At 59.2% G+C, this 26,988-nt stretch carries 27 protein-coding genes; 22 read left to right on the forward strand and 5 right to left on the reverse strand.

Translation table 11 applies throughout. The annotated features are described in order from the left end of the window. Positions 1-2,615 (reverse strand): ribonuclease E (gene rne, locus E0D86_RS10835; RefSeq protein WP_256681189.1); only part of this gene is annotated, 2,615 nt, incomplete at its 3' end. A 550-nt stretch (positions 2,616-3,165) separates the two neighbouring features. On the opposite strand from rne, the gene rluC reads away from it, so the two are divergent. The 3 genes from rluC to E0D86_RS10850 are packed head-to-tail and all read left to right on the forward strand — an operon-like array spanning position 3,166 to position 5,780. Next, on the forward strand, positions 3,166-4,119 hold the full coding sequence (gene rluC, locus E0D86_RS10840; protein ID WP_131650053.1) for a 23S rRNA pseudouridine(955/2504/2580) synthase RluC: 954 nt from the start codon (positions 3,166-3,168) through the stop codon (positions 4,117-4,119). Then, a complete protein-coding gene (locus tag E0D86_RS10845) occupies positions 4,112-4,801 on the forward strand; it encodes an HAD-IA family hydrolase (RefSeq protein ID WP_131650054.1) in 690 nt (229 codons plus the stop codon). Before rluC ends, E0D86_RS10845 begins: the two co-directional genes overlap by 8 nt. Then, the gene (locus E0D86_RS10850) at positions 4,791-5,780 is read left to right on the forward strand and encodes a S49 family peptidase (protein ID WP_131650055.1); all 990 of its coding nucleotides are present in this window, start codon (positions 4,791-4,793) and stop codon (positions 5,778-5,780) included. Before E0D86_RS10845 ends, E0D86_RS10850 begins: the two co-directional genes overlap by 11 nt. A 3-nt stretch (positions 5,781-5,783) precedes the next feature. On the opposite strand, the gene E0D86_RS10855 is transcribed toward E0D86_RS10850, so the two are convergent. Then, positions 5,784-6,362: a nucleoside triphosphate pyrophosphatase gene (locus E0D86_RS10855; protein WP_131650056.1), complete on the reverse strand. Its 579-nt coding sequence runs from the start codon at positions 6,360-6,362 to the stop codon at positions 5,784-5,786. Positions 6,363-6,465: 103 nt separating this feature from the next. Here E0D86_RS10855 and E0D86_RS10860 point away from each other — a divergent pair, with 103 nt between their 5' ends. The 14 genes from E0D86_RS10860 (at position 6,466) to E0D86_RS10925 (ending at position 18,215) form a co-directional block, all read left to right on the forward strand. Beyond that, entirely contained in the window at positions 6,466-6,993 is a 528-nt protein-coding gene (locus E0D86_RS10860) for a YceD family protein (protein ID WP_131650057.1), read from the forward strand. Between the two features lie 11 nt (positions 6,994-7,004). Continuing rightward, positions 7,005-7,187 carry a 50S ribosomal protein L32 gene (rpmF, locus tag E0D86_RS10865; RefSeq protein WP_037021568.1) on the forward strand — a complete coding sequence of 61 codons (183 nt, stop codon included), beginning with the start codon at positions 7,005-7,007 and terminating at the stop codon, positions 7,185-7,187. A gap of 3 nt (positions 7,188-7,190) precedes the next feature. Next, the gene (gene plsX, locus E0D86_RS10870) at positions 7,191-8,261 is read left to right on the forward strand and encodes a phosphate acyltransferase PlsX (RefSeq protein WP_131650058.1); all 1,071 of its coding nucleotides are present in this window, start codon (positions 7,191-7,193) and stop codon (positions 8,259-8,261) included. Positions 8,262-8,322: 61 nt separating this feature from the next. Then, a complete protein-coding gene (gene fabD / locus E0D86_RS10875) occupies positions 8,323-9,261 on the forward strand; it encodes an ACP S-malonyltransferase (RefSeq protein ID WP_131650059.1) in 939 nt (312 codons plus the stop codon). Between the two features lie 14 nt (positions 9,262-9,275). Then, entirely contained in the window at positions 9,276-10,019 is a 744-nt protein-coding gene (gene fabG / locus E0D86_RS10880; protein WP_131650060.1) for a 3-oxoacyl-ACP reductase FabG, read from the forward strand. Positions 10,020-10,210: 191 nt separating this feature from the next. Next, the gene (gene acpP, locus E0D86_RS10885) at positions 10,211-10,447 is read left to right on the forward strand and encodes an acyl carrier protein (RefSeq protein ID WP_003283670.1); all 237 of its coding nucleotides are present in this window, start codon (positions 10,211-10,213) and stop codon (positions 10,445-10,447) included. A gap of 180 nt (positions 10,448-10,627) precedes the next feature. Then, positions 10,628-11,872, forward strand: coding sequence for a beta-ketoacyl-ACP synthase II (fabF, locus tag E0D86_RS10890; RefSeq protein WP_131650061.1), 1,245 nt, complete (start codon positions 10,628-10,630; stop codon positions 11,870-11,872). Positions 11,873-11,874: 2 nt separating this feature from the next. Further along, on the forward strand, positions 11,875-12,690 hold the full coding sequence (pabC, locus tag E0D86_RS10895) for an aminodeoxychorismate lyase (RefSeq protein WP_131650062.1): 816 nt from the start codon (positions 11,875-11,877) through the stop codon (positions 12,688-12,690). Then, the gene (gene mltG / locus E0D86_RS10900) at positions 12,687-13,754 is read left to right on the forward strand and encodes an endolytic transglycosylase MltG (RefSeq protein WP_131650063.1); all 1,068 of its coding nucleotides are present in this window, start codon (positions 12,687-12,689) and stop codon (positions 13,752-13,754) included. Before pabC ends, mltG begins: the two co-directional genes overlap by 4 nt. After that, positions 13,751-14,383 (forward strand): dTMP kinase, encoded by a 633-nt coding sequence (tmk, locus tag E0D86_RS10905; protein ID WP_131650064.1) that lies wholly within the window; start codon positions 13,751-13,753, stop codon positions 14,381-14,383. Before mltG ends, tmk begins: the two co-directional genes overlap by 4 nt. Then, on the forward strand, positions 14,376-15,365 hold the full coding sequence (locus E0D86_RS10910; protein WP_218568021.1) for a DNA polymerase III subunit delta': 990 nt from the start codon (positions 14,376-14,378) through the stop codon (positions 15,363-15,365). Before tmk ends, E0D86_RS10910 begins: the two co-directional genes overlap by 8 nt. Positions 15,366-15,397: 32 nt before the next feature. Beyond that, positions 15,398-15,754, forward strand: coding sequence for a PilZ domain-containing protein (locus E0D86_RS10915; RefSeq protein ID WP_131650066.1), 357 nt, complete (start codon positions 15,398-15,400; stop codon positions 15,752-15,754). 90 nt (positions 15,755-15,844) lie between these two features. After that, positions 15,845-16,630 carry a TatD family hydrolase gene (locus E0D86_RS10920; RefSeq protein ID WP_131650067.1) on the forward strand — a complete coding sequence of 262 codons (786 nt, stop codon included), beginning with the start codon at positions 15,845-15,847 and terminating at the stop codon, positions 16,628-16,630. A 187-nt stretch (positions 16,631-16,817) separates the two neighbouring features. After that, entirely contained in the window at positions 16,818-18,215 is a 1,398-nt protein-coding gene (locus E0D86_RS10925; protein ID WP_131650068.1) for an amino acid permease, read from the forward strand. Positions 18,216-18,435: 220 nt separating this feature from the next. Here E0D86_RS10925 and E0D86_RS10930 read toward each other — a convergent pair whose 3' ends face one another. Then, positions 18,436-19,569 (reverse strand): aminotransferase class V-fold PLP-dependent enzyme, encoded by a 1,134-nt coding sequence (locus tag E0D86_RS10930; protein WP_131650069.1) that lies wholly within the window; start codon positions 19,567-19,569, stop codon positions 18,436-18,438. A gap of 70 nt (positions 19,570-19,639) precedes the next feature. Between E0D86_RS10930 and E0D86_RS10935 the strand changes: the two genes are divergently transcribed. Continuing rightward, positions 19,640-20,260: a TetR/AcrR family transcriptional regulator gene (locus E0D86_RS10935; RefSeq protein WP_131650070.1), complete on the forward strand. Its 621-nt coding sequence runs from the start codon at positions 19,640-19,642 to the stop codon at positions 20,258-20,260. Between the two features lie 158 nt (positions 20,261-20,418). Here the strand turns inward: E0D86_RS10935 and E0D86_RS10940 are convergent, their stop codons facing one another. Further along, positions 20,419-21,486: a M20/M25/M40 family metallo-hydrolase gene (locus tag E0D86_RS10940; protein WP_131650071.1), complete on the reverse strand. Its 1,068-nt coding sequence runs from the start codon at positions 21,484-21,486 to the stop codon at positions 20,419-20,421. 485 nt (positions 21,487-21,971) lie between these two features. On the opposite strand from E0D86_RS10940, the gene E0D86_RS10945 reads away from it, so the two are divergent. Both E0D86_RS10945 and E0D86_RS10950 read left to right on the forward strand, forming a co-directional pair. Further along, the gene (locus E0D86_RS10945) at positions 21,972-22,577 is read left to right on the forward strand and encodes a DUF4823 domain-containing protein (protein WP_131650072.1); all 606 of its coding nucleotides are present in this window, start codon (positions 21,972-21,974) and stop codon (positions 22,575-22,577) included. Positions 22,578-22,587: 10 nt separating this feature from the next. Beyond that, complete coding sequence (locus E0D86_RS10950; protein ID WP_131650073.1) at positions 22,588-23,154, forward strand: DUF1285 domain-containing protein; 567 nt, start codon at positions 22,588-22,590, stop codon at positions 23,152-23,154. 93 nt (positions 23,155-23,247) lie between these two features. On the opposite strand, the gene E0D86_RS10955 is transcribed toward E0D86_RS10950, so the two are convergent. Next, positions 23,248-24,903 carry an electron transfer flavoprotein-ubiquinone oxidoreductase gene (locus E0D86_RS10955; RefSeq protein ID WP_131650074.1) on the reverse strand — a complete coding sequence of 552 codons (1,656 nt, stop codon included), beginning with the start codon at positions 24,901-24,903 and terminating at the stop codon, positions 23,248-23,250. 325 nt (positions 24,904-25,228) lie between these two features. Between E0D86_RS10955 and E0D86_RS10960 the strand changes: the two genes are divergently transcribed. Together E0D86_RS10960 and E0D86_RS10965 are read left to right on the forward strand one after the other, a co-directional pair. After that, on the forward strand, positions 25,229-25,978 hold the full coding sequence (locus tag E0D86_RS10960) for an electron transfer flavoprotein subunit beta/FixA family protein (RefSeq protein WP_131650075.1): 750 nt from the start codon (positions 25,229-25,231) through the stop codon (positions 25,976-25,978). Continuing rightward, positions 25,979-26,908 (forward strand): electron transfer flavoprotein subunit alpha/FixB family protein, encoded by a 930-nt coding sequence (locus E0D86_RS10965; protein ID WP_131650076.1) that lies wholly within the window; start codon positions 25,979-25,981, stop codon positions 26,906-26,908. Positions 26,909-26,988: the final 80 nt, after the last annotated feature.

Below are 26,988 nucleotides of genomic sequence, written 5' to 3' on the forward strand. Positions count from 1 at the left end.
TGCGCAGCGACTACCTCAACGGTGTCTGCCTGAGCAATCGGTGCGACGCTTTCGGCTGGCTCAGCCACTTCGGTTTCGGCAGCGGTCTCGTTGGCCGTTTCAGCTTGTATCAGTGCTTGTGGAGCAGCCTCGACGTCTGCCTGGGCTACAGCTGGCGCCGTATCGGTATCGGCCGTGTTAGCAGCGAGAGCCGCTGCGGTCGCGGCAATGGCGACCTGCTCGGATTTCACCGGAGCATTGCTTTCGTTGACTTCGGCTGTGGTGGTCTCGCTTTCGCCGTCGATCTCGTTCCCGTTAGCGTCGCGCTGACGATCACGGCGGTTGCTGCGACGACGCTGGCCACGGGAACGGCGCCGTGGGCGATCACCGTTCTCGGTCGAATCCTGCTCGTCCTGGGCGTTCTCAGCCGTTTCGCTCTGTTGCAACTCCTCCGCGCTCACGCTTTGCTCCGCGCGCGGCTTCCGATCCTCGCGAGGCGGGCGCGGCTTACGCTCGGTAGTTTCCTCACCGGTGCCGGCGTTTGGAGCGGTCTGCGTTGGTTCGTCGAGCGGTGCGCGCAGTTCGCGCTTGCGCTCTTCGCGGGGCTGACGGTCTTCACGAGGGGTGCGTTCGCGGCGTGGCTGCTGCTGCGAAGGGCTATCGTTGGCCTCGATCGGCTCACGGGCTTCGCGTGGCTTGCGCTCTTCGCGTGGCGGGCGCGCCTGACGCTCTTCGCGGGCCGGGCGTTCTTCACGAGGGGCGCGCTCTTCGCGCGGAGCACGTTCCTCGCGTGGCTTGCGCTCTTCGTCACGATTACCGCGTGCGTCGCGACGGCGGTTTTGTTGACGACCGCTACGGCGCTCATCGTTGCGTTGCGGGCGGCTGCTCGCGGCAGGTTTCTTCTCGGCTTCGACCGTCGGTGCTTCCTGCTTGCCGGCGAAGAGGCCAACCAGGGACTTGACCAGCCCCTTGAACAGGCTCGGCTCCGGAGCGACAGGCGCAGCTGCTATTGGCGCGGGGGCGGGCGTCGGTGCAGGGGCGGTGCGCTGTGGTGCAGTTTTCACTGCGGCTTCCTGGCGAACCAGCGTACGTGTAGAGCTGACTGGCTGAGCTTCCTCGACCTCGGTCGGGCTCATCTCGTAGCTGGCCTGGCCGGCGACGATTTCCGGGCTGTCGTCACGCAAACGCTGCACTTCGAAGTGCGGCGTTTCCAGGTGATCGTCCGGCAGAATGAAGATCCGCGCGCGGGTGCGCAGTTCGATCTTGGTAATGGCATTGCGCTTTTCGTTGAGCAGGAAGGCGGCGACCTGGAACGGCACGCGGGCGCGAACTTCGGCGGTGCGGTCCTTGAGTGCTTCCTCTTCGATCAGGCGCAGGATGGCCAGGGAGAGTGACTCGACGTCACGGATAATGCCTTGGCCGTTGCAACGAGGGCAGACGATGCCGCTGGTTTCGCCGAGCGATGGACGCAGACGCTGACGGGACATTTCCAGCAAGCCAAAGCGCGAGATGCGACCGACCTGAATGCGTGCGCGGTCGGCTTCGAGAGCCTCGCGTACCTTCTCTTCCACGGCGCGCTGGTTTTTCGCTGGAGTCATGTCGATGAAATCGATAACGATAAGACCACCGATGTCACGCAGGCGCAGCTGACGAGCGATCTCCTCGGCTGCCTCCAAGTTGGTCTGCAGCGCGGTTTCTTCGATATCGCCGCCTTTGGTGGCGCGTGCCGAGTTGATGTCGATGGACACCAGGGCTTCGGTGGGGTCGATGACGATGGATCCGCCGGACGGCAACTTCACTTCGCGCTGGAAGGCGGTCTCGATCTGGCTTTCGATCTGGAAGCGGTTGAACAGCGGCACGCTGTCTTCGTACAGCTTGATCTTGCTGGCGTACTGCGGCATCACTTGCTGGATGAACGAAAGGGCTTCGTTCTGCGCTTCGACGCTATCGATCAACACCTCGCCAATGTCCTGGCGCAGGTAGTCGCGGATGGCGCGGATGATGACGTTGGATTCTTGGTAGATCAGGAAGGGAGCGGGGCGGTCCTGGGAGGCTTCCTTGACTGCGCTCCATAGCTGCAGCAGGTAGTCCAGGTCCCATTGCATTTCTTCACTGGAGCGACCAAGGCCGGCGGTGCGGACGATCAGCCCCATGTCAGCGGGTACGTTGAGGCCGTTCAACGCTTCGCGCAGCTCGTTACGCTCTTCGCCCTCGATGCGGCGGGAGATGCCGCCTGCTCGCGGGTTGTTCGGCATCAGTACCAGATAGCGGCCAGCCAGGCTGATGAAGGTGGTCAGAGCAGCGCCCTTGTTGCCGCGCTCTTCCTTCTCGACCTGGACGATGACTTCCTGACCTTCGCTCAGAACGTCCTTGATATTAACGCGGCCTTCCGGAGCCTTTTTGAAGTACTCGCGGGAAATTTCCTTGAGGGGGAGGAAGCCGTGGCGGTCGGCTCCGAAATCAACGAAAGCGGCTTCAAGGCTGGGCTCGACGCGAGTGATCTTGCCCTTATAGATGTTGGCCTTCTTCTGCTCGCGGGCGCCAGATTCGATATCGAGATCGAACAGGCGCTGGCCGTCGACCAGTGCAACACGCAACTCTTCGGGTTGAGTTGCGTTAATCAGCATTCTTTTCATGTAGTACCGTCGGTTTCCAGGGCAGCGGAAACGGCGTTCGGCACACACGACTCTCGCGGTCGGTGTCAGGTGAGTCAGGAATGGTTGTAAGGCACTCCAGTGTCCAGCGATGTGAGGCCAGTTGGGCCGGCGTCGCGACGACGTCTCCTGCTTCTGTCGGAACAGAGGCAATTGTTCGGGGAGGAGGAATCAGCAATCGGTAGCGGACGGAATGAAGCGTCTGTGAAAGCCTTTGCTACGCAATCCGATGGCTGTGCATCTCCACCCAACACTCATACTTTGAAAATCGGGTGCCGCTCACAGAGTCCGGGAGCGGGTTATCGATTATCGCGATTCCCCAGCGGGGGCACGCATCATGTCTTCAAGGCTTGTTTCGGTGCCTCTGCTACTGTAGAGAAGCTCCGTCGGACGGCCTCACGTCCTCGAACAGTGCTGAGTCGGGAATGGCGGTTTCGCTGGCATCCCTCGACTTGGCCGCTTTTGGCGGCGTCTGGACTATAACAGCAATGTTTCGGTGCTTCAAATAAGGGAAAATTGCTATCATCCGCGGATGACCAATACCCCCTCTCAGACCTCCGGCGTGCTACTGCTCGAGGTCTCGCCGGAGCTTGCCGGCCAGCGCATCGACAATTTTCTCCGTACTCAGCTCAAGGGCGTGCCCAAGACGCTGATTTACCGCATCCTGCGTAAAGGCGAGGTGCGTGTGAACAAGGGGCGGATCAAGCCCGAATACAAACTCCAGGCGGGTGACGTCGTTCGTGTGCCGCCGCTTCGGCTGTCAGAGCGGGACGAGCCGGTTCCGCTGGCGCAGGGGCTGCTCGAGCGGCTGGAAGCAGCGATCGTCTACGAAGATAAGGCGTTGATCGTGCTGAACAAGCCTGCAGGGATCGCGGTGCATGGTGGCAGCGGTCTCAGCTTTGGTGTTATCGAAGCGCTGCGCCAGCTGCGCCCGGACGCAAAAGAGCTGGAATTGGTGCATCGCCTGGATCGGGATACGTCCGGGCTGTTGATGATTGCCAAAAAACGCAGCATGTTGCGCCATCTGCATCAGGCGCTGCGCGGAGACGGTGTCGACAAGCGCTACATGGCACTGGTGCGTGGCCGCTGGGATACCGGCAAGAAGCAGGTGAATGCGCCGCTGCTGAAAAATACCCTGCGCTCAGGTGAGCGGATGGTCGAGGTCACCGAGGAGGGCAAGGAGGCGCTGACGCTTTTCCGTGTGCTACGTCGTTTCGGTGACTTTGCCACGCTGGTCGAGGCTAAGCCGGTGACGGGACGTACTCATCAAATCCGTGTACACGCGCGTCATGCCGGTCATGGCATCGCCGGAGACAGCAAGTATGGCGATGAAGAATTCTCCAGAGTCATCCGTGAGCTGGGCGGCAAACGTTTGTTTCTTCATGCCTATGCCTTGACGGTGCCCCTGCCGGACGGCGGCGAACTGAGCCTGGAAGCGCCGGTTGATGATACCTGGGCGCGGACGCTGGAGAGGCTTGGTGAATAGATACGATCTGTTGATCTTCGACTGGGATGGAACCCTGGTGGACTCGATCGGGCGCATCGTCGAGTCGATTTCCGTCGCGGCGGCGAACTGTAGCCTGCCCGCCCTTGACGAAGACATCATCAAAGGCATCATCGGGCTCGGTTTGCCCGAGGCGATCGCCGCGCTGTATCCGCATGTGACGGATGTGAAAAGGGTCGAGGCGTTTCGTCGTGCCTATGCCGATCATTATCTTCTACTGGAAGCTGAGCCATCGATGCTCTATCCGGGGGTTGCGCTGGCATTGCAGCAGTTACGCGGGCAGGGACACCTGCTTGCCGTTGCGACTGGAAAAGGGCGGCGCGGGTTGGATAGGGTGCTCGCAGGTCAGGGTTGGAGCGATTTTTTCGATGTGACCCGCTGCGCGGATGAGACCGCGAGTAAGCCTGATCCGTTGATGATTCACGAGATTTTGGCGCACTGCGGTGTCCGTCCTGAGCGGGCCTTGATGATCGGGGACTCGTTGTTCGATCTCGAGATGGCCAGGCGGGCGGGGGTAGACAGTGTCGCTGTCTCCTATGGTGCGCAGACCCTTGAAGTATTGCAGGCCTGTGCGCCGTGCATGTCCATCAATCACTTTTCGGAGCTCGGTGACTGGCTGTGCTCCACTGATACCGCTCTCGAGGTAGTTGAATATGTCGGATGAATGGAGAGCGCCCGTAGTCGAGGCTGAGGACAAGGGAGAGCGCAACAGCTGGAAGGTACTGGAAAAGACCTTGCTTGCCGGTGTGCAGGAGCAGCGGCGAGCTCGGCGCTGGGGAATATTCTTCAAGCTGTTGACCTTCATCTATCTCTTTGGCGCTCTTTTGCTGTTCTCCCCGTTGTTGCAAGTCGGTGACGGCAAAGGTGCGAGCGGTAGCCATACTGCGGTAATCAACGTCCGTGGAATGATTGCCGATGAGGAGTCGGCGAGTGCGGACAATATTGTCGGGGCGCTGAGAGCGGCCTTCGAAGATTCCAGCACCAGGGGCGTGGTGTTGCGGATCAATAGCCCGGGCGGTAGCCCAGTGCAGTCTGGCTACATTTACGACGAGATTCGCCGGTTGCGTGGCGAATATCCTGCCGTCAAGGTCTATGCGGTGATTACCGATCTGGGCGCATCGGGCGCCTACTACATCGCTAGCGCCGCGGATGAAATCTATGCGGACAAGTCGAGCCTGGTCGGTTCCATAGGAGTCACGGCGGCTACCTTCGGATTCGTCGAAACGATGGATAAGCTTGGGGTGGAGCGTCGGGTCTACACCTCGGGTGAGCACAAGGCGTTTCTTGATCCATTCCAGCCGGAAAAACCGGAGGAAACCGAATTCTGGCGAGGTGTGCTGGGAACTACTCATCGCCAGTTCATCGAAAGCGTCAAGCGGGGTCGCGGAGATCGTTTGCAGGTTGCTGAGCATCCCGAGCTGTTTTCCGGACTTATCTGGTCTGGTGAACAGGCGCTGGAGCTCGGCCTGATCGATGGGCTTGGAAGCACCAGCTACGTTGCGCGCGAGGTGATCGGAGAGGAAGAGCTGATGGACTTCACTGTCAAAGATTCCGCTCTGGATCGTTTTACCAAGAAGCTGGGTGCCAGCGTCGGTTCACAGCTGGCTTTGTGGATGGGATTTCAAGGGCCGCAGCTGCGCTAGCTGTCAGGGCACCTCGATCCCAGCGTTATTGAGCATGTCGACCAATCGAATCAGGGGGAGCCCGATCAGGCTCGTGGCATCGGGGCCTTCCGTGGCTTGGAACAGGCTAACCCCCAGTCCTTCGGCCTTGAAGCTGCCTGCGCAGTCAAAAGGCTGTTCGGCTTGCAGGTAGCGCTCGATCTGTTGATCGTTGAGCTCTCTGAAGTGCACCGTAAACGGCGTGCAGTCGACCTGGATGGCTCCGCTTCGGCTGTCCAGTAGTGCCAGTCCTGTCAGAAAGCTTACGCCTTTGCCGCTGCAGGCTCGCAGTTGCTGCTTTGCTCGTTCGAATGTGTGAGGTTTGCCTAGGATTCGTTGTCCCAAGACGGCGACTTGGTCGGAGCCGATGATCAAATGATCCGGGTAGGTGGCTGCCAAGGCTCGAGCCTTTTCACTGGCCAATCGGCGTACTAGATGTTCGGGTAGCTCGCCTGGGCGTGCGGTTTCATTTATTTGCGGGGCGCTACAGTCGAAAGTCAGCCGCAGTCGTGAAAGCAGTTCGCGTCGATAGGGCGAGCTGGAGGCGAGAAGCAGGCGGCGCATTTTTCTTCCTTTATATGGGTGTCTGGTTGCCGGTCGGCTACGCTCGATTGTGGGATTGAATTCCTTTGACAGTCGAGGGGTGCGTCCCTAGAATGCCGCGCTTATGTTGAAAGGACCAATACCACCGCACGTTGAACCGCGCAAGCTCGCTGACCGAGCGGCCACTTTGAAGGGTGAGCTGCAATTGTCGGAGCTGAAGCGGCTCGTCGATCCTCTCGAGGATGACAAGGGTGTGGTGCGCGCCAGTTTAGTTTTCGGGCGCGACGAGCAGCACACAGTGGTAATTCACAGTGCGCTGGATGTTGAGGTCACGATGATTTGCCAGCGTTGTCTGGAGCCGGTTGTTCTGCCTATTCACAGCGAATGCGTCTACGCCGTGGTGAATGAAGGCGCGAGCAGTCAGCACCTGCCTAAGGGCTATGACGTGCTGGAAGTGGGAGAAGATCCGTTGGATCTGCTGGCGCTGGTTGAAGAGGAGCTTCTGCTTGCTCTTCCGATTGTTCCACTCCATGACCAAGAAGTTTGCCAGCCGCCGGTTGGGCCTGATGAGCCCGAGCCGAATGAGGACGAGGTATCGCGGTCCAACCCGTTCAGCGTACTGGCTCAGTTAAAGCGTGACCCAAACGTTTAGGAGTTGATCCAATGGCTGTTCAGCAGAACAAAAAATCTCGTTCCGCCCGTGACATGCGTCGCTCGCACGACGCGCTCGTGCCGAACGCCCTGTCCGTGGAAAAGAGCACCGGTGAAGTTCACCTGCGTCACCACGTTTCCCCGGAAGGTTTCTACCGTGGTCGTAAAGTGATCGACAAGGGCGCTGACGAGTAAATCTTGTCTGCTCCGATCATAGCGATCGATGCAATGGGTGGGGACTTCGGTCCCCACTGCATTGTTCCGGCCAGCCTCCAGTGCCTGGCTGAAATTCCCTCGCTGCACCTGGCCCTGGTTGGCCAATCTCCAGTTCTTGAAGAAATCATTGCTCGGCATCCGGCTGTGGATCGCGCTCGTCTGGCGATTGTCAGCGCCGACGAGGTGATTGGCATGGATGAACGCCCGACGCAGGCGTTGCGTGCCAAACCGCGCTCTTCCATGCGTGTTGCGCTGGAGTTGGTGCGTGACGGTCATGCTCAGGCCTGTGTCAGCGCCGGCAATACGGGTGCCCTGATGGCGCTTGCTCGTCACGTATTGAAAACGCTGCCTGGTGTCGATCGTCCGGCCATGATGGCTGCAATACCCACGATCGAGGGTGTCTGCTTGTTGCTTGATCTTGGCGCGAATGTGGACTGCACTGCCGAGCAGCTCTATCAGTTCGCGGTAATGGGGTCGGTTGCGGCAGAGAGTCTCGGTATCGAGCGTCCGCGGGTTTCGTTACTCAATGTCGGCACCGAAGACATCAAGGGCAACCAGCAGGTCAAGGCGGCTGCTGGGCTTTTGCAGCAAGCTGGCGATATCAACTATCGAGGCTTCATCGAGGGCGACGGGCTGTTTCGTGGAGAAACCGACGTGGCGGTGTGCGATGGCTTTGTTGGGAATATCCTGCTCAAGTCCAGCGAAGGATTGGCGCATATGGTCGCCTTGCGTGTCGAAGCGCTTTTCCGTCGCTCGTTGATTTCACGCGCGGTGGGGGCATTGGTGTTGCCATTGTTGCGGCAGTTGCGCGCCGATCTACGGCCGGCGCAGTACAACGGTGCGAGCTTTCTCGGGCTTCAGGGTATCGTGGTCAAGAGCCACGGTAGTGCGGGCGCGGAGGGATTCCGGTCGGCGATCCTGCGCGCGGCTCGGGACGTTCAGCATAATTTGCCGGAGCAATTGCATAGTCGGCTCGAGCACCTGCTCGTGACCAATCGGTCAATAAGCGGCGCTGGTGATGTGACCGCTGCCGGCAGCTCGCCATCCAACTGAAAATTCGGTGCGTCCCCGCGGCGTATTCATTCTGACGAACAACCACAAGAGAGCCGTTTTCATGTCCGCATCACTTGCATTCGTCTTTCCAGGCCAAGGATCCCAGGCCCTCGGCATGCTCGCCGAGCACGGCGCACGGCAGTCCCTGATCATCGATACCTTTGCCGAGGCCTCTTCGGTGCTTGGTTACGACCTCTGGGCACTGTCTCAGCAGGGCCCAGAAGAGCATCTGAATCAGACCGACAAGACCCAACCGGCCATTCTCACTGCCTCGATTGCGCTGTGGCGCTTGTGGATGGCCGAAGACGGCGCGAAGCCGGCATTCGTCGCCGGGCACAGCCTTGGCGAATATTCAGCGCTGGTCGCGGCAGGTAGTTTGCCATTCTCTGATGCGGTGAGGCTCGTCGAGCTACGCGGTCAGCTCATGCAGCAAGCTGTTCCGGCCGGCACTGGTGGTATGGCGGCGATACTTGGACTGGAAGACGCGGATGTCCTGGCGGCTTGCAGCGAAGCTGGGCAGGGTGAGGTCGTCAGCGCGGTCAATTTCAATGCGCCGGGCCAAGTCGTGATCGCGGGCAGCGCCGCGGCTGTCGAGCGTGCTATCGATGCCTGCAAGGCCAAAGGCGCCAAACGAGCGATGCCATTGCCGGTCAGCGTGCCGTCGCATTGCGACTTGATGCGTCCGGCAGCAGAGCGTTTTGCCGATTCCGTCACTGGGGCGGCCTGGCGGGCTCCGGAGATTCCATTGGTCCAGAATGTCAGCGCGGCGATCGTTTCGGATCTCGATACGCTCAAGCGTGACCTGCTGGCCCAGCTCTACAGCCCGGTTCGCTGGGTCGAGACCGTTGTTGCGTTGAATGCGCAGGGCGTGACCGAGCTGGTCGAATGCGGTCCGGGCAAGGTGCTCTCCGGTCTCAACAAGCGGTGCGTCAAAGGCATCAACACTTACAATCTGGACGCCCCGGAGGCCTTTGCTGCCGCTCGTGGCGCTCTGGTCTGAACAAGGAGACATCTATGAATCTGCAAGGCAAGGTTGCTCTGGTAACGGGCGCCAGTCGTGGTATTGGTCAGGCCATCGCGTTGGAGCTTGGTCGTCAGGGCGCCATCGTGATCGGCACGGCGACTTCGTCTGCCGGAGCTGAGCGCATCGCCGAGACGCTCAAGGAGAACGGTATCGAAGGTGCCGGTCTGGTGCTGGATGTTTCCAGTGACGAGTCGGTAGCGGCCACGCTGGAGCACATCCAGCAGCATCTCGGTCAGCCGGCCATCCTGGTCAACAACGCCGGCATTACTCGTGACAATCTGATGCTGCGGATGAAAGACGATGAATGGCACGATGTCATCGATACGAATCTCAGCAGTCTCTATCGCCTGACCAAGGGGGTTTTGCGCGGTATGACAAAGGCGCGCTGGGGACGGATCATCAGTATTGGTTCTGTAGTAGGTGCGATGGGTAACGCGGGGCAGGTAAACTACGCTGCGGCCAAGGCCGGGCTCGAAGGTTTCAGTCGCGCACTGGCTCGTGAGGTCGGCTCGCGTGGTATCACGGTCAATGCCGTGGCGCCAGGTTTCATCGATACAGACATGACGCGTGAGCTGCCAGACGCTCAGCGTGACGCTTTGCTGGGGCAGATCCCGCTGGGTCGCCTTGGGCAGGCGGAAGAGATTGCCAAGGTCGTCGCTTTCCTTGCTTCTGACGGCGCTGCCTACGTTACCGGGGCCACGGTTCCGGTGAATGGCGGCATGTACATGAGCTAATGTGACGTCTAACGCAAGCATGCAGTCATAACGGCTGATTCGTTTCGTTATAAAACTGCGGTTAGCTTATAGACAGAAGGTTGAAAGCAGGTTCATGCTTGCCCGCTTTCAGCTTGAAATGCGGAAAACGCTTTCTATACACTACCGCGCAGATCAGCTGCCTGATTTTTCCATAGGAGTGAAAACAAGGTATGAGCACCATCGAAGAACGCGTCAAGAAAATCGTTGCCGAGCAGCTTGGCGTCAAGGAAGAGGAAGTCACCAACAGCGCTTCCTTCGTCGAAGACCTGGGTGCCGACTCCCTTGATACCGTTGAGCTGGTCATGGCTCTGGAAGAGGAATTCGAGACTGAAATCCCGGACGAGCAAGCCGAGAAGATCACCACTGTTCAAGAAGCTATCGATTACATCAACGCCCACGCGCAGTAAGTTGTAATCCTGCTTCGAACCAGTAAGCCGCACTGCCTCTGAACGGGGCAGTGCGGCTTTTGTTTGAGATAGTTAAAATCGGCTGGTCGTGCACTTGTGCGATGCCTGATGGTTCGTCTTCCGTCCGTTGCGAGCGTTGAAGAGCGGAACGAGCCAAATATAGACGTAAGGAGAATTGCTGTGTCGCGTAGACGCGTCGTAATCACCGGGATGGGGATGCTATCACCGCTGGGTAACGATGTGCCAAGCAGCTGGCAGGGGATTCTCGCCGGCCGCAGTGGCATCGGCCCAATAGAACATATGGACCTTTCTGCCTATTCCACGCGCTTTGGTGGATCGGTCAAGAACTTCGACGTCGAACAGTATCTGCCTGCAAAAGAAGCGCGCAAGCTCGACCTGTTTATCCAGTACGGGTTGGCAGCCAGCTTTCAAGCTGTACGTGATTCCGGACTGGAAGTTACCGATGCCAACCGTGAGCGCATCGGCGTTGCCATGGGCTCGGGAATCGGCGGCCTGACCAATATTGAAAACAGCTGCAAGGCCTTATTCGAACAAGGTCCGCGACGAATTTCCCCGTTTTTCGTGCCTGGCTCGATCATCAATATGGTTTCAGGTTTCCTCTCGATCCATCTGGGTCTGCAGGGACCCAATTATGCGATCGCCACGGCTTGCACTACCGGTTCACATTGCATTGGCATGGCTGCACGCAATATCGCTTACGGCGAAGCCGACGTCATGGTTGCCGGCGGCTCGGAAATGGCTACCAGCGGTCTCGGCATCGGCGGATTCGCCGCAGCGCGCGCGCTGTCCACTCGCAACGATGATCCGGCCGCAGCCAGTCGTCCGTGGGACAAGGATCGTGATGGCTTCGTATTGTCCGACGGCGCCGGCGCACTGGTTCTGGAAGAGCTCGAACATGCCAAGGCACGCGGCGCGAAGATCTACGCCGAGCTAATCGGTTTCGGTATGAGCGCCGATGCCTTCCACATGACCTCGCCGCCGGATGACGGCGCTGGTGCTGCTCGCTGCATCCGCAACGCTATTCAGGATGCCCGGATCGATGCGGCTCAGGTGGATTACATCAACGCTCACGGCACTTCCACGCCGGCCGGCGACAAGGCCGAAGCCGCGGCGATCAAAACCGTGTTCGGCAGCCATGCTTATGAACTTTCGGTCAGCTCGACGAAATCGATGGTCGGTCATTTGCTAGGTGCAGCGGGTGCTGTCGAGGCGATTTTCAGCGTGCTTGCCCTTCGCGACCAGGTTGCGCCGCCAACCATCAACCTCGACGAGCCCGATGACGGCTGCGATTTGGATTTCGTGCCTCACGAAGCGAAGCAGAGAGCAATCGATATCGCTGTTTCCAACTCCTTTGGGTTCGGTGGCACCAACGGCTCTCTGGTTTTCCGCCGGTTCGCCGAGTGACATTGAGCTGGGTAGACGGGCAGCCTGCCAATGGTCTGCCCGTTCATGATCGCGGATTCGCATACGGTGACGGCCTGTTCGAAACCATAAAGGTGGTGAACGGGCGACCGGAGTTGCTCGATCGTCATCTGAATCGCCTCGGTCTCGGTTGCCAGCGTTTCGCTATCCCTTTTGATGTAGATGCTCTGCGTTCGCAGATCATGGCGTTCAGCGCCGTGCTGGAGACGGGTGTAGCCAAGCTGATTCTGACGCGCGGCGATGGTCTGCGGGGCTACGGTCCGCCGTTAGCCTGTCGGCCCCGGACAGTGCTGACGGGCGCGCCGCTGCCGGCCTACGCGCCTGAACGCTCTACGGTGGGCGTGCGCCTGTATCCGTGTAAAACTCGTCTTGCCGAGCAGCCTGCTCTCGCTGGGCTGAAACATCTGAATCGCCTGGAGCAGGTACTAGCGCGCGCCGAATGGCATGACCCAGCTTTTGCCGAAGGATTGATGCGCGATACCTCTGGACGTATCGTCGAGGCTGTTTTCAGTAACCTGTTCATCGTTGAAACCGGTGTACTGCTGACGCCATCGCTCGAGCGATGTGGCGTGGCTGGCGTGATGCGTGAAGAGATTCTCGATCGGGCGCGACAGGCCGGAATGCCGCTCCAGGTCTGTGATCTCTCGCTCGAGCGACTGCTCGGTGCCGACGAAGTCTTCGTGTGCAACAGCCTGTATGGCATCTGGCCGGTGCGGCAGTTGGAAGCGCGCGTCTGGCCGGTAGGTCCGCTCACACGTAAACTTCAACGCTTGGTTGATGATCTGTCGAGTAATACGTGATTCGAAAACTGACTTTCGCATTCTTGGGCGCTGTGCTGGTCGCCGCGCTGGCGCTCGGCCTGGCCGCCTGGAAACTCCACGCCACGTTGGAGCAGCCGTTGCAGCTCAGCGAGGCGCACACGCTGGAGGTTCGATCCGGTGATACGCCCAGTGGCTTGTTCCAAAGGCTGGAGCGAGAGGGAACGCTGAGCGACTCGTTCTGGCTGAGGCTGTACTGGCGACTGAATCTTGCCGGGCAAACATTGCACAGCGGCGAGTATCGATTGCAACCAGCGATGACCGCGCGTGACATGATCGGGCTGTGGCAGCGCGGCGAGGTTGTTCAGTACGCCATGACGATCGTCGAGGGTTGGAGCTTCCGCCAGGTTCGCGTGGCGCTGGAGACAATGCCTACGATCCACCAAACGATCACAGGTCTGTCCGATGACGAAGTCATGGAGCGGCTCGGTCATCCCGGTCTGCATCCTGAAGGACGCTTCTTCCCGGATACTTACAGTTTCACCCGTGGCGTAACCGACCTCGATTTGCTTAAGCGGGCCTTTACGCGCCTGGAAACCGTTCTGGCGGAAGAGTGGCAGCAGCGCAGCGAAGGTTTGCCTTATCAGGATCCGTACGAAGCATTGATCATGGCTTCGATCATCGAAAAGGAAACCGGTGTGCCATCGGAGCGCGGCGAGATTGCCGGTGTCTTCGTGCGCAGGCTGGAACGGGGTATGTTGCTGCAGACCGATCCTACCGTCATCTACGGTATGGGCGAGCGATACAAAGGTCGGATTACCCGTAACGATCTACGTAGGCCGACGCCTTATAACACCTATACCAACAGCGGGCTGCCGCCGACGCCAATTGCAATGGTCGGGCGCGAGGCCATTCATGCTGCGTTGCATCCGGTAGACGGCAAAAGTCTATATTTTGTCGCGCGTGGCGACGGTAGCCATGTTTTCAGCGATTCATTGAGCGAGCACAACCGTGCGGTGCGTGAATATCAGCTCAAGCGCCGCGCCGACTATCGCTCCAGTCCACCGCCGCAGCAAGCTCCGGCACCGACCGAGACTAACCAGTGACAGGACTCTTTATTACCCTGGAAGGGCCGGAAGGTGCGGGCAAGAGCACCAACCGTGACTATCTCGCTCAGTGTCTTCGCGACCGCGGCCTCGATGTCGTACTGACCCGAGAACCCGGCGGGACGCCGCTGGCCGAACGAATCCGGGACCTCCTCTTGACGCCTGCGGATGAGCCCATGTCCAGCGACACGGAGTTGCTGTTGATGTTCACGGCGCGTGCGCAGCATCTGGCTCAAGTCATTCGGCCTGCGCTGACGCGGGGCGCCATTGTGCTATGTGATCGGTTCACCGATGCCACCTATGCCTATCAAGGCGGTGGGCGTGGCCAGTCGGTTCAGCGCATCGAGCAGCTCGAGTGTTTCGTGCAGGGTGACATGCGTCCGGACCTGACGCTGATCTTCGATCTGCCTGTGGAAGTCGGGCTGAGCCGTGCCGCCGCGCGCGGGCGTCTCGATCGCTTCGAGCAGGAAGGGCTAGAGTTCTTCGAGGCCGTGCGTGGCGCTTATCTCGACCGTGCCCGCCAGGCTCCGCAACGCTATCGCGTGATCGATGCGGGGCAGCCATTATCCGCAGTGCAGCAGGATCTGGACGCGCTGTTGCCTGAGCTGTTCGAGCGTGCCCGTGGCTGACGGCATCCTTCCGTGGCAGGCCGATCTGTGGCGCTTGCTCGCAGGCCGCCAGCAACATGCCCACGCCTACCTGCTGCACGGTCCGGCCGGCATCGGCAAGCGCGCGCTGGCCGAACGCCTGATGGCACTTTTGCTGTGCCAGCAGCCGGCGCCGAGCGGAGCCTGTGGGCAGTGCAAGAGCTGCATGCTGCTTGCCGCTCAAACCCACCCCGATCATTACATTCTGGAACCGGAAGAAGCGGACAAGGCGATTCGTGTCGATCAGGTCCGCCAACTGGTCGGATTTGTCAGCCAGACCGCGCAGCTCGGCGGGCGCAAGGTGGTGCTGCTCGAACCGGCCGAGGCGATGAATCTGAACGCTGCCAACGCGCTCCTCAAGAGCCTCGAAGAACCAGCAGGCAATACCGTGTTGCTGTTGATCAGTCATCAGCCCAGTCGATTGCTACCGACGATCAAAAGCCGCTGTGTTCAGCAGAGCTGCCCGTTGCCGGTCCGTCAGCAAAGCCTGGACTGGCTTGCAGGCAAGCTTCCGGAGCTGTCGGCGGCTCAGCGCGAGGAGCTGTTGACGCTTGCGGCGGATTCGCCCTTGGCGGCGCTCAAACTGCACGCTGTAGGCGTGCTGGAGATGCGTGTGCAGGTGGTGGATGGGGTGAAGAAGCTGCTAAAACGGCAGCAATCGCCCAGTCAGTTGGCCGAAGCCTGGAACCCGCTATCGCTGATTCTGTTGTTCGACTGGTTCTGTGAATGGGCCCACCTGATTCTGCGTTTTCAGATTACCGGTGATGAGGAAGAGCTTGGCGCCGCCGATATGCAGAAGGTCATTCAGTACCTGGCGCAGAAAACCTCACCTGCCAAGCTGCTAGCGTTGCAGGACTGGCTACTGGCCCATCGACAGAAAGTGCTGGGTAAAGCCAACCTCAACCGTGTCTTGCTTCTCGAAGCGCTCTTGGTGCAGTGGGCAAGCTTGTCCGGACCAAGCTAGAATCCTTTGGAATAGTCGTTAGGGAATACCGCATGAGTCTGCCTGCAAACCTTGGTCCGCGTAACGGCATTCTGTCTCTGACGATCAAGGACAAGTCGGTGCTCTATGCCGCGTTCATGCCATTCATCAAGCATGGCGGGTTGTTCATCCCCACCAACAAATCCTACAAGCTCGGCGACGAAGTGTTCATGCTGCTGAGTCTGATGGATGAGCCGGAAAAGATTCCGGTCGCCGGCAAGGTCGTGTGGATTACACCTAAGGGTGCGCAGGGCAACCGGGCAGCCGGTATCGGCGTGCAATTCAACGAAGGCGATTCAACCGCTCGTAACAAGATCGAAACCTATCTGGCCGGCGCGATGAAGTCCGATCGACCGACACACACGATGTAAGCGAGCTCCAGCGCAGCCCTCTCTGATCGCTTGCAGCTTCCTTTCTTCTACAATGCACGCCGGTCATGGCTTGATGAGTAGCGTGTTCAAATGCTGGTAGATTCCCACTGTCATCTCGATCGTCTCGATCTCACTGCGCATCAAGGTTCTCTTGATGCGGCCCTGGTCGCTGCGCGTGAACGTGGCGTTGGCCACTTTCTCTGCATTGGCGTCAGTGCCGACAATACGGCGGCTGTAAAGGCTTTGGCAGAGCGTTACGACGATGTCGACTGCTCGGTCGGTGTACATCCGCTGGACCTCGATCCGGGTGCGGAACCCGCGCTTGAGTGGCTGCTGCAGGAATTGGAACACCCTCATGTCGTGGCAATCGGTGAGACGGGCCTGGATTACCACTACGAACCGGAAGCTGCTGCGTTGCAGCGACAATCCTTTCGTCTTCACCTGGACGCGGCGAAAGCGAGCGGCAAGCCGGTAATCGTTCACACCCGTGCGGCTCGTGCCGACACGCTGGAATTGCTTGGCGAAGCGGCGTTGCCGCAGGCTGGAGTACTGCACTGCTTCACCGAGGACTGGGAGATGGCGAAGGCTGCGCTGGATCTTGGGTTTTACATCTCGCTGTCCGGGATCGTCACCTTTCGAAATGCCGACGCACTTCGCGACGTCGCCCGCCGCGTTCCTGCGGATCGCTTGTTGGTCGAGACGGATTCGCCCTATCTGGCTCCGATTCCCTACCGTGGTAAACCGAACCTTCCGCAGTACGTGCGTGAGGTCGCCGAGTTTCTTGCGCAGTTGCGTGGTGTCGATTTCGAGGTCCTGGCTGAGCAAACCACGAATAACTTCAAGCGGTTGTTTCCCTTGGCTCGGGTCCGTGGCTGATTAACACCTATCAGTCGAAGCGATGCGCTTGTTTGAATCTCTCGATCGCTGATGCCGTGTACAATTCGCGCCGCTTCGGTGCGCATGTCGACAATCGGCATGCGGACACGATGGTTCCGCTTGGCTCCGTATCTCCACTCATCACGGGCCGCGCCGTTTCTCGTCACAGACCCAACAAGGTGACGCCATGTCCAGCGATTCGCTGCATACCGGGCCGCTTCAGCGCGGCCTAAAAAACCGGCACATCCAGCTCATCGCGCTCGGTGGCGCTATCGGCACGGGGCTCTTTCTCGGTTCGGCAGGCGTGCTTCGCAGTGCCGGTCCGTCGATGATTCTCGGCTACGCCATTGCAGGATTGATCGCCTTTCTGATCATGCGGCAGCTGGGCGAAATGATCGTCGAGGAGCCGGTTGCCGGCTCCTTCAGCCACTTTGCGCATAAGTACTGGGCACCCTACGCTGGCTTTCTTTCGGGTTGGAATTACTGGGTGCTCTATGTGTTGGTGGGGATGGCTGAGCTAACCGCGGTCGGTAAATACGTGCAGTTCTGGTGGCCGGAAGTGCCGACCTGGGCCACTGCGGCGGCATTCTTCGTGCTGATCAACCTCATCAACTTGGTAAACGTGAAGGCCTTCGGTGAAACCGAGTTCTGGTTCGCGATCATCAAAGTCGGCGCCATCGTCGGCATGATCTCGCTGGGCCTCTATCTGTTGCTGAGCGGCAAAGGCGGCGAGCAGGCCAGCTTCAGCAACCTGTGGAGCCATGGCGGATTCTTTCCCAACGGCATCAGCGGCATGGTCATGGCGCTGGCGATCATCATGTTTTCCTTCGGCGGGCTTGAACTGGTCGGGATCACCGCTGCTGAAGCATCGGATCCGAAAACCGTCATTCCCAAGGCCATCAATCAGGTTGTTTACCGCATCCTGATTTTCTATATCGGAGCGCTGAGTGTGCTGCTGGCGCTGTATCCCTGGGACAGCCTGCTGGAAACGCTGGGGGCCGCTGGCGATCCTTACAGCGGTAGCCCCTTCGTGCAGATATTCTCACTGATAGGTAGTGATACCGCTGCGCATGTCCTGAATTTCGTGGTGCTGACAGCGGCGCTTTCTGTCTACAACAGCGGCGTTTACTGCAACAGCCGGATGCTCTATGGCCTGGCCGAGCAGGGCGATGCGCCCAAAGTATTGATGACTGTGAATCGTCGTGGGGTGCCGGTGCTGGCGATCGCTTTCTCTGCGGCAGTGACCATGCTCTGCGTATTGGTGAACTACTTGCTTCCCCAGAATGCGCTCGAACTGTTGATGTCGCTTGTGGTTGCTGCGCTGCTGATCAACTGGGCAATGATCAGTCTTGCTCATCTGAAATTCCGCAAGGCGATGAGGGAGCAGGGCGTCCAACCTTCGTTCAGGGCGTTCTGGTACCCGTTCAGCAACTACCTTTGTCTGGCGTTCGTGGCTCTGATCGCAGCCATCATGCTCTCGATGCCGGGGCTCCGTACGTCGATTATCGCCATTCCGTTCTGGGCGCTATTCATCTGGGTCTGCTTTCAGCTTCGGCTCGTCAGTCGGCGCGCCAGGCATGCCTGAAGAGCCGTTCAGCTGGCTAGGCAAAAAAAACCCGGCCTCAAAGGAGCCGGGTCAAGACCATTAGGAGTATGAGGTCACGTTCCTCGCTCCCTCAGCTGGCCGAGCATTGGGGGATTGCGCGGCCAGTGCTTGAAGTATTGGTCCTGATCGACAACTTTGCAGGCGCGATTGATGCCGTTCTTAAACGGATTTGGAATAGCTGCTCGTACCTTGATTGCGCTCACTTTGCGAGCAGGCCACGAATCACTGCCAGCGACTGCTTGATGACCTCGGGGCGCGTGTAGAAGTGTGGCGAAAACCGTATCCCTCCGCCACGAAGCGCGCAGACGATCTGCTCCGCCTTGAGGCGTTCGAACAATGCTTGATTGTCCCAACCATCGATCTTGAATGTGATAATGCCGGCGCGCCGCGTCGGGTCGGCAGGACTCAGTAGCTCGACGCCGGGCATGGCTGACAGTTCGTGCTGCAGAAAGTCGACGCGCTCTGCTAGCGCTAAGCCTACTTCGTTCATGCCGACTTCTTCGAGCAGGGACAGGCTGGCGTCCAGCGCCATGGCCCCTAGCAGGTTCGGACTGCCGCATTCGAAGCGACGTGCGCTGCGGGCTGGCTGCCAATCGCTGCGCTCGTAGTCGCCAGCATGTTCGAGCATGTGCCAGCCGTATTCATGAAGTTTCAGCTTGGCGCGCAGATCGCTGCGGCAGTAAAAGACGCCGAGCCCCTCGGGACCCAGAAGCCATTTGTGGCCATCGGCCATGGCGAAGGCGCAGCGGTATCGCTGAACGTCGAATGGTTGGGCTCCCAACTGTTGGATCGCATCGATACAGAGCAGGACTCCGCGTTGTTCGCAGCCTTCGCCAAGGCGCGGCAAGTCAAGCCGCAATCCGCTGGCGTACTGCACGGCGCTGATCGCCATCAGGCGCACCTTCGGACCGCAGGCGGCCAACAGGTCAGCCTCAGGATCGTCGCCCTTCAGGTTGACCTGTAGCACTTCGACACCCTGAGGTTTCAATGCCTCCCAGACCACGCGGTTGGACGGGAACTCTTCGTTACTGATAACGATCTGGTCACCTGCTTTCCAGTCCAGACCGAATGCCACGAACGAAAGCGCCTCGGAAGTGTTCTTGACCAAGGCGATATCAGCCGACGACGGAGCGTTGAGCAATCTGGCCAGGCGGCCGCGCAGGCTGGTTTCGACCGCAAGCCATTGCGGATAGTCGCGCGCGCCGAGCGTTATGTTCTGCTGGGCGAACGCAGTGACGGCGTCGGCGGCTCGGCGCGGCCAGGGCGCGACCGCAGCATGGTTCAGGTACCGCAAGCCTTCGATCTGAGGAAATTCGTCATTCAATGTGCTCATGGGAATGTTCCGTGCATTTTCTGACTGGATAGGCATAATCGTCTGCTTCTACTCTGAGCTGCAGCTTCTTATGCAAACTGAACCCCGGAAGGTCCGCGAATTCCGCCGTCGCGAGCAAGAGATTCTCGATACTGCGCTCCAGCTGTTCTTGGAGCAGGGGGAGGACAGCGTTACCGTCGAGATGATCGCTGACATGGTTGGCATCGGCAAAGGCACTATCTACAAGCATTTCAAATCCAAGGCCGAGATTTACCTGCGGCTTATGCTCGATTACGAGCGGGATCTGAATGAGCTTCTGCATGCGCCCAAGCTAGACCAGGACAAAGAGGCGCTGTCGCGTGCCTATTTCGAGTTCCGCATGGGTGATCCGCAGCGTTATCGCCTGTTCGATCGTCTCGAGGAGAAAGTCGTCAAGGGCAATCAGGTGCCGGATATGGTCGAGGAGCTTCACCGCATTCGCGCCTCCAACTTCGAGCATCTGACCCAGCTGATCAAGGGCCGCATTTCCGAAGGCAAGCTGGAAGACGTGCCTCCCTATTTTCACTATTGCGCCGCCTGGGCGCTGGTACATGGTGCGGTAGCGCTTTATCACTCGCCGTTCTGGAGCAATGTGCTAGAGGATCAGGAAGGTTTCTTCCAGTTCCTAATGGATATTGGTGTGCGCATGGGTAATAAGCGCAAGCGCGATTAGCCCACCGCGTCAGGTGAAAAGGCGCCGGGCAAACAGAGCTATAACCCGTTGAGTGCATCCCCATTCGCGATATCGAGCCGGTCGTTCCGGTTGGGGACGCTCTCCGAATGACGGAATGGCAACAAGCTTGTATCCCGACGACCGGCAAATGCGGCGCGCTATTCGAGTGAAACCAGATAATCGACCAGCGTTCTGGCACACGCATCCATGCTCTCTTGCAAGATGACCTCGTAGCCGTGCGTGTTCTCGGTTGGAATCGCCAGGCAAGCGGCGCGGGGTGAGGATCCCGAACCGAGCACGGCACTGGCATCCGACGCGAATCCGGGCATTAAGGCAGGCTGTGGACAGTAACCGCAGCGTTCAGCCGCTTTAAGCAGGCCATCCGATACCTGCTTGGAGTAGTAGCCCTTCTCATCACCGGTCAGCACGATGGGGTCGAGGGCCAGGCGCGTATCGTACTCGGCGGCTATCGGCCCGACCTCAAGCGCGATGCACACCGAGCCCGGCAAGGTCCGGGCTGCGTACTGCGCCCCGGAGTTGGTTTCCTCTTCATTGGTCGTCAGGACAATTAGCACGTCACCGCGCAACTCATCCCGTCGCTCTGCCAGGCGCCTGGCAGCTACTAGCGCCGCGACGACAGGCGCTCGGTCATCGAGGAAGTGGGCTGCAACGCAATCTCGTATTAGGAATGGCTTGCGCCAATGCTGGCTCAGCACCACCCGCGTGCCGGCGCGCACGCCTAGCTCGCCGAGTTCCGCCTTGCTGTATCGGGTAATCACATGCACGTCGGTCCATTGCACGTCTCCCTTGAGCACGTGCATCGACTGGCTCGACTCGCTCGTCCCGTGCATGGTGCCGAAGGACAGCGCGCCGGCAACCGTTTGTGTGTCTGCGAGAATATCCACCGGACACATGCCGAAGTTGACTGGAAATGCCCCGCCCAGCGCCACAACCCTCAAGCGACCATCAGCGTCTATGCGTTTGACGACCATCGCAATCTCATCCTGATGGGCCATCACGCGCGTTGAAAGGCGCTCCGCTTCATCACGCGGAACGCCGACAGCCTTGATGCGGCCGATGAGGTTTGCTGCTGGATCCTGCCAGACCTCGTCGCAGCACTGTTCCAATTCGCGCCGGCAGATTTCCCTGACTTCTTCCTCCTGGCCTGCGGGACCACGCGCAAGCAAGAGCTCCTCAAGCAGGGCCAGTTGTTCTTGATTGGTCATTAAGCCTCCAGATCCGTTTCGTCAGGCTTATGACTCGATCAGTCACCAGCCGTGCGACGGAATCGCCACGCGCGGTTGATCGAGCCAGCTTCACTCCATTGCGGTGCTTAAGAAATGGAACAAGTTACCGGGACGACCACTGCGACTTTGACTCGACCGCAGCTGGCGTATTTGACTACGCTTGTTGCAGTTTCCCGCGGTGTTAGGGCGGCTTTCGTCAGTAAGAACTGCGCTCAGTAAGCGCTCTTTGTTGAACGTGTTTTCTAGTCGTTGGAATGCATTCGTGTTTCGCTGCGGATATACGTCCGCTATCGAGCGCCCAAAGAATGTTTTTAAGCCGGGCAGGCGGTTTGTCGGCGCAGACCGCAGCGCCATTGCAAATCCGCTGCGCTATGCATGGCGAGGTGGTCTTAGCGCTTGCGTAGAACTGGCTCGTTTGCTGCATCGCTTTGCTATCCGCCGGTTTTCCGTCAGAGGCAGGAACGATGATGAAAGTGTGGAGCCTTATCGCAGCCGTGTTGCTATTGAGCGGGTGTATGAAGGTCAGCGATATGGCTGAGGGTACTCGCCATCAACTGCGAGACGTGGGCATTCTCGATCACAGTGAGACGGTGAGATCGGCATCCTGGCGTCTGCAGCCCGATTCGTTCATCTACATCGCTCAGGGCCACTTCGTCCCGCCGGGCGATGCCTATCCGCGGCCAAACGTGGTTGCCGAGGAGGCGTTCAAGGGCTTCGTCGAGTACTTTCCGCTCGTCCGTCGTGCCCCTGAACCTGCCGGGTTGGAGGAAGCGTTGAACCAGGCGGCCTCCGCAGGTGCCCATTACTTGCTATACACACGTTTTGCCGCTGCAGACGACCGCATCGGAAGTTTCGATGAGTTCAACGATCAGCGCGCTCTGGATCGTCTGGGTGTGGACACCAGCGTGATTCAGCTGATGCTCATCGAGACCGGCACTAGATATTTGGTCGATACGGCGCGTATTCGAAGCCGTGGCGGACTGTTGAACATTTATGACGCGACACCACAGGTACTGTTAGGGCCGCCTTTGCGCGACTATGCCCGGCGCCTGACAGGCCTTAGTCGCTGAGGAGTCGCTTATGAGCAATTCTGGGAAAGCTGCGGATCTGCTGAGCCAGATTCCGAAGGCCGAGAAGAAGGGCATGCCGCCGGTACACCTGTGGAACCCGCCGTTCTGTGGCGATCTGGACATGCGAATCGCCCGTGACGGCAGCTGGTTCTACATGGGCACGCCGATCGGCAGGCCTGCGATAGTACGGCTGTTTTCCACAGTCATCCGGCGCGACGGCGATGATTACTTTCTGGTGACGCCGGTAGAAAAGGTTGGCATCAAGGTAGACGATGCGCCTTTTGTGGCGGTTGGGCTGGAAGTGGAAGGGAATGGCGAGGCGCAGGTGCTTCGCTTCGTCACCAATGTCGGCGATGAAGCCGAAGCAGGGCCGGAGCATCCCATGCGCTTCGAGTTCGACCCGGCGACCCAGGAGCCGGCGCCCTATGTACATATGCGTGCCAACCTCGAAGCGCTGATTCATCGCAACGTCTTCTATCAGCTGGTGGAGCTGGCCGTGCCGCGAGAAATTGACGGTGCCGGTTGGCTGGGTGTCTGGAGTAGCGGGCAATTCTTTCCGATCGGGCGCGCTGAATAGTCATGATTGAATGAGGCGATCCGTCCGATACGCATTTTTGGATCAGCCGAAACAATAGATATGAAAAAGGCTCCCGCAGGAGCCTTTCTTGTTTTACATGTTGGGGTAGTTGGGTCCCCCGGTCCCCTCCGGCGCTACCCAGGTGATGTTCTGGGCAGGGTCCTTGATGTCGCAGGTCTTGCAGTGCACGCAGTTCTGCGCGTTGATCTGAAAGCGCTTGCTGCCATCGTCATTGGCTACCACTTCATAGACGCCGGCCGGGCAGTAGCGCTGCGCGGGCTCGTCGTACAGTGGCAGATTCTTCTCGATGGGAATGCTTGGATCGGTCAGCTTGAGGTGAACCGGCTGCTCTTCTTCATGGTTGGTGTTGGAGAGGAACACCGAGCTGAGCTTGTCGAAGCTGAGCTTGCCGTCAGGCTTGGGATAGTCGATCTTCTTCGATTCTGCTGCGGTCTTCAGGCATGCGTAATCCGGCTTGGTGTCATGCAGCGTGAACGGAATCTTGCCGCCGAAGATGTTCTGATCGATGAAGTTGAACGCGCCACCCTTAACCGCACCCCACTTGTGAATCGCAGCGCCGAAATTGCGGCTGGCGTATAGCTCCTGGTAGAGCCAGCTGGCCTTGAAGCCTTCTTCGTAGCCGGTCAGCTCGTCACCACCCTCGCGGCCCGCGAACAAGGCGTCAGCCACCGCTTCGGCGGCCAGCATGCCGGACTTCATTGCGGTATGGCTGCCCTTGATCTTGGCGAAATTCAGTGTGCCGGCGTCGCAGCCGATCAGTGCGCCACCGTTGAAAACCATCTTCGGCAAGCTATTGATGCCGCCCTTGGCGATGGCACGTGCACCATAGGAAACACGCTTGCCGCCTTCCAGGTACTGCTTGATCACTGGGTGATGCTTGTAGCGCTGGAATTCATCGAATGGGGATAGGAACGGGTTGCTGTAGGACAGGTCGACGATCAGGCCGACCACCACTTGGTTGTTTTCCAAGTGATAAAGGAAAGAGCCGCCGGTGTTTTCGTCGTCGAGTGGCCAGCCTGCGGTATGCACGACCAGGCCCTGTTCGTGCTTGGCCGGGTCGATGTCCCACAGCTCCTTGATGCCGATGCCGTAATGTTGCGGATCGACATTGGCATTGAGCTGGAAACGATTGATCAGCTGCTTGCCGATATGACCGCGGCAGCCTTCGGCGAACAGCGTGTATTTTGCGCGCAGTTCCATGCCGGGTGTATACATGCCTTCCTTCGGGTTGCCTTCACGGTCCACGCCGAGGTCACCGGTAAGAATGCCGCGAACCACGCCTTGGTCGTCGATGAGTGCTTCCTGGGCGGCAAAGCCTGGGTAGATTTCGACACCCAGGTTCTCTGCCTGCTGGGCCAGCCAGCGGCAAAGGTTGCCGAGCGAAATGATGTAGTTGCCCTCGTTATGCATGGTTTTGGGGACCAGTGCATTGGGCAGCTTGCGAGCCGCTTCGGCGTTCTTGAGCAGATAGATGTCGTCGCGCTTGACCGGGGTGTTGAGCGGCGCTTCGAGTTCTTTCCAGTTGGGGAACAGTTCATTCAGCGCGCGCGGCTCGAACACGGCGCCAGACAGAATGTGGGCGCCTACTTCGGAACCCTTCTCGACGACGCAAACGCTGATTTCCTTTCCGGCATCAGCGGCTCGCTGCTTCAGTCGGCAGGCAGCGGACAGGCCCGCGGGGCCGGCGCCGACGATGACTACGTCGAATTCCATGTATTCGCGTTCCATTGGCTATCTCCTACTCAAGGCTTGATTGTTCTATAGATGGAGGGCTGGATCGTGTCCCTGATCAAGCCGAGCTGGCGCATTATATATAGCCGCCGTAAAGGGTCCAATACAAACGTTTGTTTGAATTTTCCTCGAGCCTGTTTAGTATGGCGAAACTGCGTTTATAGCTGGGTATATGCGTTATTGACCCCGGCTATTGCCTGCAGTCAAGATACGGGCAGTTTGCGCTCGCCGAACAGTCCATGGCCGATCGATGGCCCGGATCTCGAGCACGGCTCGGTTCGCCTCGGCGAAATTCTATTCACCGGAGAGTAACGAGGAATCCATGAAGGTTCTTGTAGCTGTCAAACGAGTGGTCGATTACAACGTCAAGGTTCGCGTCAAGGCGGACAACTCCGGCGTCGACCTCGCCAACGTCAAGATGTCGATGAACCCCTTCTGCGAAATCGCCGTGGAAGAAGCCGTGCGCCTGAAAGAAAAGGGCGTGGCGAGCGAAATCGTCGTGGTTTCCATTGGTCCGACCGCTGCCCAAGAGCAGCTGCGCACCGCGCTGGCACTGGGCGCCGATCGCGCTGTGCTGGTCGAATCGACCGAAGAACTCAACTCCCTGGCCGTGGCCAAGCTGCTCAAAGCGGTCGTCGACAAGGAGCAGCCGCAGCTGGTCATCCTTGGCAAGCAGGCCATCGACAGCGACAACAACCAGACCGGCCAGATGCTCGGCGCGTTGACTGGCTACGCCCAGGGCACCTTCGCCTCGAAAGTCGAAGTGGAAGGCGACAAGGTCAAAGTCGAGCGCGAAATCGACGGCGGCGCACAGACCGTTGCGCTGAACCTGCCGGCGATCGTTACTACCGACCTGCGCCTGAACGAGCCGCGCTATGCGTCGTTGCCGAACATCATGAAGGCCAAGAAGAAGCCGTTGGAAGTTCTGACTCCAGACGCGCTGGGTGTCACCACCACCTCCACCGTGAAGACCCTGAAAGTCGAAGCACCGGCTGCCCGTAGCGCCGGCATCAAGGTTAAGTCGGTAGCTGAACTGGTCGAGAAACTGAAGAACGAGGCGAAGGTAATCTAAATGACTATCCTGGTTATCGCTGAACACAACAACGCCGTTCTGGCTGCTGCGACCCTCAACACCGTTGCTGCCGCGAAAGCCATTGGCGGTGACATCCACGTACTGGTCGCGGGCTCAGGCTGTGGCGCCATCGGCGAAGCAGCTGCCAAGATCGAAGGTGTGTCCAAGGTACTGGTCGCCGACGATGCAGCCTACGCCCACCAGCTGCCGGAAAACGTCGCGCCGCTGATTGCCGACCTGGCCAAGGATTACAGCCACGTACTGGCTGCCGCGACCACTAACGGCAAAAACTTCCTGCCGCGCGTTGCAGCGCAGCTGGACGTCGACCAGATCTCCGAGATCATCGCCGTCGAGAGCGCCGATACCTTCAAGCGCCCGATCTATGCCGGTAACGCCATCGCCACCGTTCAATCCAGCGCGCCGATCAAGGTGATCACCGTGCGTGCCACCGGTTTCGATCCGGTCAAGGCAGAAGGTGGTTCGGCTGCCGTCGAGCAGGTTTCGGGCACTGGCGACAAGGGCATTTCTTCCTTCGTGGGCGAAGAGCTGGCCAAGTCCGACCGTCCCGAGCTGACCGCTGCCAAGATCGTCATCTCCGGCGGCCGCGGCATGCAGAACGGCGAGAACTTCAAGCACCTGTACTCGCTGGCCGACAAGCTCGGCGCTGCCGTTGGCGCCTCGCGTGCGGCAGTCGATGCTGGTTTCGTGCCGAACGACATGCAGGTCGGTCAGACCGGCAAGATCGTTGCGCCGCAGCTGTACATCGCCGTGGGTATCTCGGGGGCCATTCAGCACCTGGCCGGTATGAAAGACTCCAAGGTGATCGTCGCGATCAACAAGGACGAAGAAGCGCCAATCTTCCAGGTCGCCGATTACGGCCTGGTGGGTGACTTGTTCGAGATCGTGCCGGAGCTCGAACAGCTCGTTTAATCGAGCCGCCTCAAAAGAACCCGCTCTCGCAGCGGGTTTTTTGTGGGCGCTCGGCTGCGGCGGCCAGTGGTAACATCCCG

This window comes from Pseudomonas sp. IC_126 (assembly GCF_004331835.1).
In the GTDB taxonomy this organism is placed as follows: Bacteria; Pseudomonadota; Gammaproteobacteria; order Pseudomonadales; family Pseudomonadaceae; genus Stutzerimonas.

Coding starts and splice junctions, on each gene's coding strand:
- E0D86_RS10940 (WP_131650071.1), bottom strand. CDS start 21,486: ATGACCAATCAAGAACAACTGGCCCTGCTTGAGGAGCTCTTGCTTGCG.
- E0D86_RS10925 (WP_131650068.1), top strand. CDS start 16,818: ATGTCCAGCGATTCGCTGCATACCGGGCCGCTTCAGCGCGGCCTAAAA.
- rluC (WP_131650053.1), top strand. CDS start 3,166: ATGACCAATACCCCCTCTCAGACCTCCGGCGTGCTACTGCTCGAGGTC.
- rpmF (WP_037021568.1), top strand. CDS start 7,005: ATGGCTGTTCAGCAGAACAAAAAATCTCGTTCCGCCCGTGACATGCGT.
- E0D86_RS10930 (WP_131650069.1), bottom strand. CDS start 19,569: ATGAGCACATTGAATGACGAATTTCCTCAGATCGAAGGCTTGCGGTAC.
- E0D86_RS10850 (WP_131650055.1), top strand. CDS start 4,791: ATGTCGGATGAATGGAGAGCGCCCGTAGTCGAGGCTGAGGACAAGGGA.
- E0D86_RS10955 (WP_131650074.1), bottom strand. CDS start 24,903: ATGGAACGCGAATACATGGAATTCGACGTAGTCATCGTCGGCGCCGGC.
- E0D86_RS10945 (WP_131650072.1), top strand. CDS start 21,972: ATGATGAAAGTGTGGAGCCTTATCGCAGCCGTGTTGCTATTGAGCGGG.
- E0D86_RS10860 (WP_131650057.1), top strand. CDS start 6,466: ATGTTGAAAGGACCAATACCACCGCACGTTGAACCGCGCAAGCTCGCT.
- E0D86_RS10965 (WP_131650076.1), top strand. CDS start 25,979: ATGACTATCCTGGTTATCGCTGAACACAACAACGCCGTTCTGGCTGCT.
- E0D86_RS10960 (WP_131650075.1), top strand. CDS start 25,229: ATGAAGGTTCTTGTAGCTGTCAAACGAGTGGTCGATTACAACGTCAAG.
- E0D86_RS10915 (WP_131650066.1), top strand. CDS start 15,398: ATGAGTCTGCCTGCAAACCTTGGTCCGCGTAACGGCATTCTGTCTCTG.
- acpP (WP_003283670.1), top strand. CDS start 10,211: ATGAGCACCATCGAAGAACGCGTCAAGAAAATCGTTGCCGAGCAGCTT.
- E0D86_RS10855 (WP_131650056.1), bottom strand. CDS start 6,362: ATGCGCCGCCTGCTTCTCGCCTCCAGCTCGCCCTATCGACGCGAACTG.
- E0D86_RS10935 (WP_131650070.1), top strand. CDS start 19,640: ATGCAAACTGAACCCCGGAAGGTCCGCGAATTCCGCCGTCGCGAGCAA.
- fabD (WP_131650059.1), top strand. CDS start 8,323: ATGTCCGCATCACTTGCATTCGTCTTTCCAGGCCAAGGATCCCAGGCC.
- E0D86_RS10950 (WP_131650073.1), top strand. CDS start 22,588: ATGAGCAATTCTGGGAAAGCTGCGGATCTGCTGAGCCAGATTCCGAAG.
- E0D86_RS10920 (WP_131650067.1), top strand. CDS start 15,845: ATGCTGGTAGATTCCCACTGTCATCTCGATCGTCTCGATCTCACTGCG.
- fabG (WP_131650060.1), top strand. CDS start 9,276: ATGAATCTGCAAGGCAAGGTTGCTCTGGTAACGGGCGCCAGTCGTGGT.